9 protein-coding genes and 2 pseudogenes are annotated in these 4,058 nt (G+C 32.4%); all 11 read left to right on the plus strand.

From position 1 onward, the window contains the following. Window positions 1-64 (plus strand): annotated as a pseudogene (locus QZU75_RS12645) (50S ribosomal protein L29); the annotation flags it as partial. After that, window positions 65-403 carry a stress response translation initiation inhibitor YciH gene (gene yciH, locus QZU75_RS12650; RefSeq protein ID WP_292746878.1) on the plus strand — a complete coding sequence of 113 codons (339 nt, stop codon included), beginning with the start codon at window positions 65-67 and terminating at the stop codon, window positions 401-403. Window positions 404-485: 82 nt separating this feature from the next. Continuing rightward, complete coding sequence (gene rnp1, locus QZU75_RS12655; protein WP_296884191.1) at window positions 486-764, plus strand: ribonuclease P protein component 1; 279 nt, start codon at window positions 486-488, stop codon at window positions 762-764. 11 nt (window positions 765-775) lie between these two features. Further along, window positions 776-1,093, plus strand: coding sequence for a 30S ribosomal protein S17 (locus QZU75_RS12660; RefSeq protein WP_292784702.1), 318 nt, complete (start codon window positions 776-778; stop codon window positions 1,091-1,093). Between the two features lie 6 nt (window positions 1,094-1,099). Next, window positions 1,100-1,498: a 50S ribosomal protein L14 gene (locus QZU75_RS12665; RefSeq protein WP_296884192.1), complete on the plus strand. Its 399-nt coding sequence runs from the start codon at window positions 1,100-1,102 to the stop codon at window positions 1,496-1,498. Window positions 1,499-1,519: 21 nt separating this feature from the next. Beyond that, window positions 1,520-1,741 (plus strand): annotated as a pseudogene (rplX, locus tag QZU75_RS12670) (50S ribosomal protein L24); the annotation flags it as partial. Between the two features lies 1 nt (window position 1,742). Continuing rightward, window positions 1,743-2,471, plus strand: a complete 729-nt coding sequence (locus QZU75_RS12675; protein ID WP_296884193.1) for a 30S ribosomal protein S4e — start codon at window positions 1,743-1,745, stop codon at window positions 2,469-2,471. Further along, window positions 2,468-2,980: a 50S ribosomal protein L5 gene (locus QZU75_RS12680; protein WP_296884194.1), complete on the plus strand. Its 513-nt coding sequence runs from the start codon at window positions 2,468-2,470 to the stop codon at window positions 2,978-2,980. Before QZU75_RS12675 ends, QZU75_RS12680 begins: the two co-directional genes overlap by 4 nt. After that, on the plus strand, window positions 2,981-3,133 hold the full coding sequence (locus tag QZU75_RS12685) for a 30S ribosomal protein S14 (RefSeq protein ID WP_296874429.1): 153 nt from the start codon (window positions 2,981-2,983) through the stop codon (window positions 3,131-3,133). Window positions 3,134-3,144: 11 nt separating this feature from the next. Next, window positions 3,145-3,525 carry a 30S ribosomal protein S8 gene (locus QZU75_RS12690; protein ID WP_296884196.1) on the plus strand — a complete coding sequence of 127 codons (381 nt, stop codon included), beginning with the start codon at window positions 3,145-3,147 and terminating at the stop codon, window positions 3,523-3,525. A gap of 8 nt (window positions 3,526-3,533) precedes the next feature. Then, window positions 3,534-4,058, plus strand: a 525-nt coding sequence (locus QZU75_RS12695; protein WP_296884197.1) for a 50S ribosomal protein L6, incomplete at its 3' end; no start/stop codon positions are given.

Consider the following 4,058-nt stretch of genomic DNA (forward strand, 5'->3'; position numbering starts at 1 on the left):
AGAATTAAAAAGAACAATTGCTCGTGTTCTTACAATATTGAATGAAAAACAGAAGGAGAATTAAATGTCAAAAATCTGTGATGTATGTGGGCTTCCTGAAGAACTTTGTGTTTGTGAAGAAATTGCACGTGAAGTTCAAACTCTAAAAGTTTTTACAGTTAGAAGAAGATTCGGAAAACTCATGACTATTATCGAAGGTATAGATGAACACGATATCGATATTAAAGAACTCACAAAAACTCTTAAAGCAAAATGTGCTTGTGGGGGAACCGCTAAAAACGGACAAATTGAACTTCAAGGTGACCATAAGGTCAGAGTTAAAGAAGTATTGTCTGAATTAGGTTTTTCATCAGATACTATCGAAATTCGTGAATCTAAGAAAAATAATAAAAAAAGGAGATAATTCATCTATTCGATAAATTTCAATAAAATTTTGTAATTTTTCTGCATGATTTATTGTAAATGTTATGTTAAGAGATGAGATTATGATTACTTCAGATAACTTGGTTCATCATGAGTTCATTGGTTTGAATGTTCATGTTACAAGTTTGAAGAATAAATCTCTTAATTTAAACGGAACTATCATTGATGAGACAAAAAATACCATCAAGATAGAAGATGAGAATAATTGCGAAAAGATTATTCCAAAGAGAGGTTCAATATTTTTGTTTGAACTTCCAAACGGGGAAAAAATAGAAATTGATGGAAATATTTTGTCTATTCGTCCTGAAGATAGAATTAAAAAAAGATTTAAAAAAATTTAAATGGTGATAATATGGTTGGGCTTAATGTTCAAGAACCAGAAACTACATGTGATGATCCTAACTGCCCTTTCCACGGTACTTTACCTGTAAGAGGTCAAGTCCTTGAAGGTGTTGTTGTAAGTAACAAAGCAGAAAGGACAATTACTGTTGAACGTAGTTACTATAAATTCATTAAAAAATATGAAAGATATGAAAAAAGAAAATCTAAAATCAATGTTCACAAACCTGATTGTTTAAACGTGAATGTTGGTGATTCTGTAAAAGTTGCAGAATGCAGACCATTAAGTAAAACTAAACATTTTGTTTTAGTAGAAGTTAAAGGAGAGTAATTAAATATGAAACCATTAACCTCAAGTGTATCTAAAGCATTACCTATTGGAGCAAGACTCCAATGTGTAGATAATACCGGTGCACGTGAAATTGAAATTATATCTGTAAAAGGATTTAAAGGTGTAAGAAGAAGACTCGACGTTGCTGGTGTTGGTGATTTAGTTGTTGCTTCTGTAAAAAAAGGAACTGCTGATATGAGAAGAGAAGTTGTCAACGCAGTTGTCATCAGACAAAAAAAGGAATATAGGCGTGCTGATGGTCTTCGTGTTAAATTTGAAGATAATGCTGCAGTTATTATTACTCCTGAAGGAATTTTAAAAGGATCTGAAATTAGAGGTCCTGTTGCTAAAGAAGCAGCTGACAGATGGCCTAGTGTTGGTAGTGCAGCAAGTATTTTAGTATAAGGTGAAAAAATGTCAAAACAAAGATCAGGAGACAAAGTTAGAGTTCTTCGTGGAGATTTCGCAGGACATGAAGGAGAAGTCCTCACTGTAGATTATGGTTCATACAAAGTAACAATCGATGAAGTTACTTTATCAAAACCTGACGGAACTGCTACATTTCTCCCAGTAGATCCATCTAACTTAGTAATTATTGATGCAGATTTAAAAGATGATAGAAGAATAAAAAATAAAGGAGATAATTAATATGGCTAAAATGGGATCTAGAAAACATCTTAAAAGATATAAAGCACCAAAATCCTGGCCTATTCATCCTAAAGAAGATACCTGGACTGTAAAACCTTCTGCAGGTTCACATTCCATAAACAGTTCTATTCCATTAACTTTAGTTATCAGAGATGTTTTAAAATTAGCAGATAATTCTAGAGAAGCTAAAAGGATTATTAACTCTGGTAATGTTTTAGTTGACGGAAGAGTTGTCAAAGATTACAAATTCCCAGTAGGTTTCATGGATGTTATTGAAATTCCAAAAACTGGTGAATCTTACAGAGTTCTTTTAGATAGAAAAGGCAGATTACAATTAGACTTAATTGATGATAGTAGTGCTAAATTATCCAAAATCGTTAACAAATCCACCATTAAAGGAGGAAAAACTCAATTAAACCTTCATGATGGTAAAAATGTTATTATTGATGAAGATGCATACTCCGTTGGAGATGTTATTTCATTAAAAGTACCTGAACAAGAAATTGCTGAAGTTTATCCTTTACAAGAAGGAGCTACTGTTCTTGTTACTGGTGGTAAACACACTGGTGAATTAGGTACTGTAAGTGAAATTATTGAAAATAAATCATCCAATCCAAATACTATTATTATCGAAAATAGTTCTAAAGATGAATTTTTAACTTTAAAAGATTATGCGTTTGTTGTTGGTAACGATGCACCATCAATCTCTTTATTGGAGGTTAATAAATGAACCCAATGAATGAAGTACGTGTCGAAAAAGCTACAGTAAGTATTGGTGTTGGTGAAGCAGGTGAAAAATTATCCCGTGCAATCACTCTTTTAGAAGAAATGTTTGACCAAACTCCTGTAAAAACTTTCTCTAAAGTAACTAACCCTGAATGGGGAATTAGGAAAAAACAACCAATCGCATGTAAATTAACTTTACGTGGTGAAAAAGCAGACAAAGCTATCGACATGGTTTTAGAAGGTATTAGTAGAAATATCAAACCTACTCAATTTGATGCACAAGGTAATCTTTCTTTTGGTATCAGAGAACACATTGATATTCCTGGAATGAGATATAATCCGGATATTGGTATCTTTGGTATGAACGTTTCTGTTACTTTTGAAAAACCAGGTTACAGAATATCTAGAAGAAAAATACAACAAAAGAAAGTTCCACAAAAACATAGAATTTCTAAAGAAGAAACTATGAAATTTATGGAAGAAAACTTTAATGTTAATTATGTAACTGAATAGGTGATTATTTTGCCAAGAAAATACGGAAAAGCTTCAAAAAAATGTAGTCGTTGCGGAGACCACTCTGCTATGGTTAGCAGATATGGATTAAATTTATGCAGACAATGTTTTAGGGAAATTGCTCCTAAAATAGGATTTAAAAAATATAATTAGAGGTTTTAAATATGAGTCTTATGGATCCTCTTGCTGATGCTTTAACTAATATCAGAAATAACGAATTACAAGTAAACGATTCTTGTGTTATTTCTCCTGCTTCCAAATTAATTGGACAAGTTTTAAGCACTATGCAAAAAGAGAATTATATTGGTAATTTTGAATATATTGATGACAACAGGGCAGGTAAATTCACTGTTGAATTATTAGGTAACATTAACAAATGTGGTGTTATCAAACCTCGTCACGCTGTTAAAAAAGATGAATTTGAGAAATTTGAAAAAAGATATTTGCCAGCAAAAAACTTCGTCACAACTCCTCAAGGAATTATGACTCACAATGAGGCAAAAGAAAAAGGAATTGGCGGACGTTTGTTGGCTTACATGTACTAGGTGATAAAATGGTAGTAGCTGCAGCTATAAGGGAAGAACTTGAAATCCCTGAAGGCGTTGAAGTTATAATTGAAAATAATGAGGTTTCTGTAAAAGGACCTAATGGAGAAGACTCCAGAAAATTTACTTATCCTAATGTAAGTATTAGTGAAGAAGATAATAAAGTAGTTTTAACTACTGCATTTCCTAAAAAGAAAGATAAAGCAATGATTGGAACCACCAGAGCTCACATTAATAATATGATTACTGGTGTAACTGACGGTTTCGAATATCATATGAAAATCGTATACGCTCACTTTCCAATGAATGTAAAAGTTCAAAACGATGTTGTTGTAATTGATAACTTCCTCGGGGAAAGACACCCAAGATCTGCTAAAATAGTCGGTGATGCTAAAGTAGCAGTAAAAGGTGATGAGGTAACAATTACAGGAATCAATAAGGAACATGTTGGTCAAACTATGGCTAACTTAGAACAAGCAACTAAAATTAAAGGAAGAGATCCTAGAGTATTCCAAGACGGAATATACTTAACT

It is taken from the genome of uncultured Methanobrevibacter sp. (assembly GCF_902764455.1).
In the GTDB taxonomy this organism is placed as follows: domain Archaea; phylum Methanobacteriota; class Methanobacteria; order Methanobacteriales; family Methanobacteriaceae; genus Methanocatella.

Bases quoted from the DNA above. Each gene is read 5' to 3' on its own strand.
- yciH (WP_292746878.1), top strand. From the start codon at position 65: ATGTCAAAAATCTGTGATGTATGTGGGCTTCCTGAAGAACTTTGTGTT.
- rnp1 (WP_296884191.1), top strand. From the start codon at position 486: ATGATTACTTCAGATAACTTGGTTCATCATGAGTTCATTGGTTTGAAT.
- QZU75_RS12660 (WP_292784702.1), top strand. From the start codon at position 776: ATGGTTGGGCTTAATGTTCAAGAACCAGAAACTACATGTGATGATCCT.
- QZU75_RS12665 (WP_296884192.1), top strand. From the start codon at position 1,100: ATGAAACCATTAACCTCAAGTGTATCTAAAGCATTACCTATTGGAGCA.
- QZU75_RS12675 (WP_296884193.1), top strand. From the start codon at position 1,743: ATGGCTAAAATGGGATCTAGAAAACATCTTAAAAGATATAAAGCACCA.
- QZU75_RS12680 (WP_296884194.1), top strand. From the start codon at position 2,468: ATGAACCCAATGAATGAAGTACGTGTCGAAAAAGCTACAGTAAGTATT.
- QZU75_RS12690 (WP_296884196.1), top strand. From the start codon at position 3,145: ATGAGTCTTATGGATCCTCTTGCTGATGCTTTAACTAATATCAGAAAT.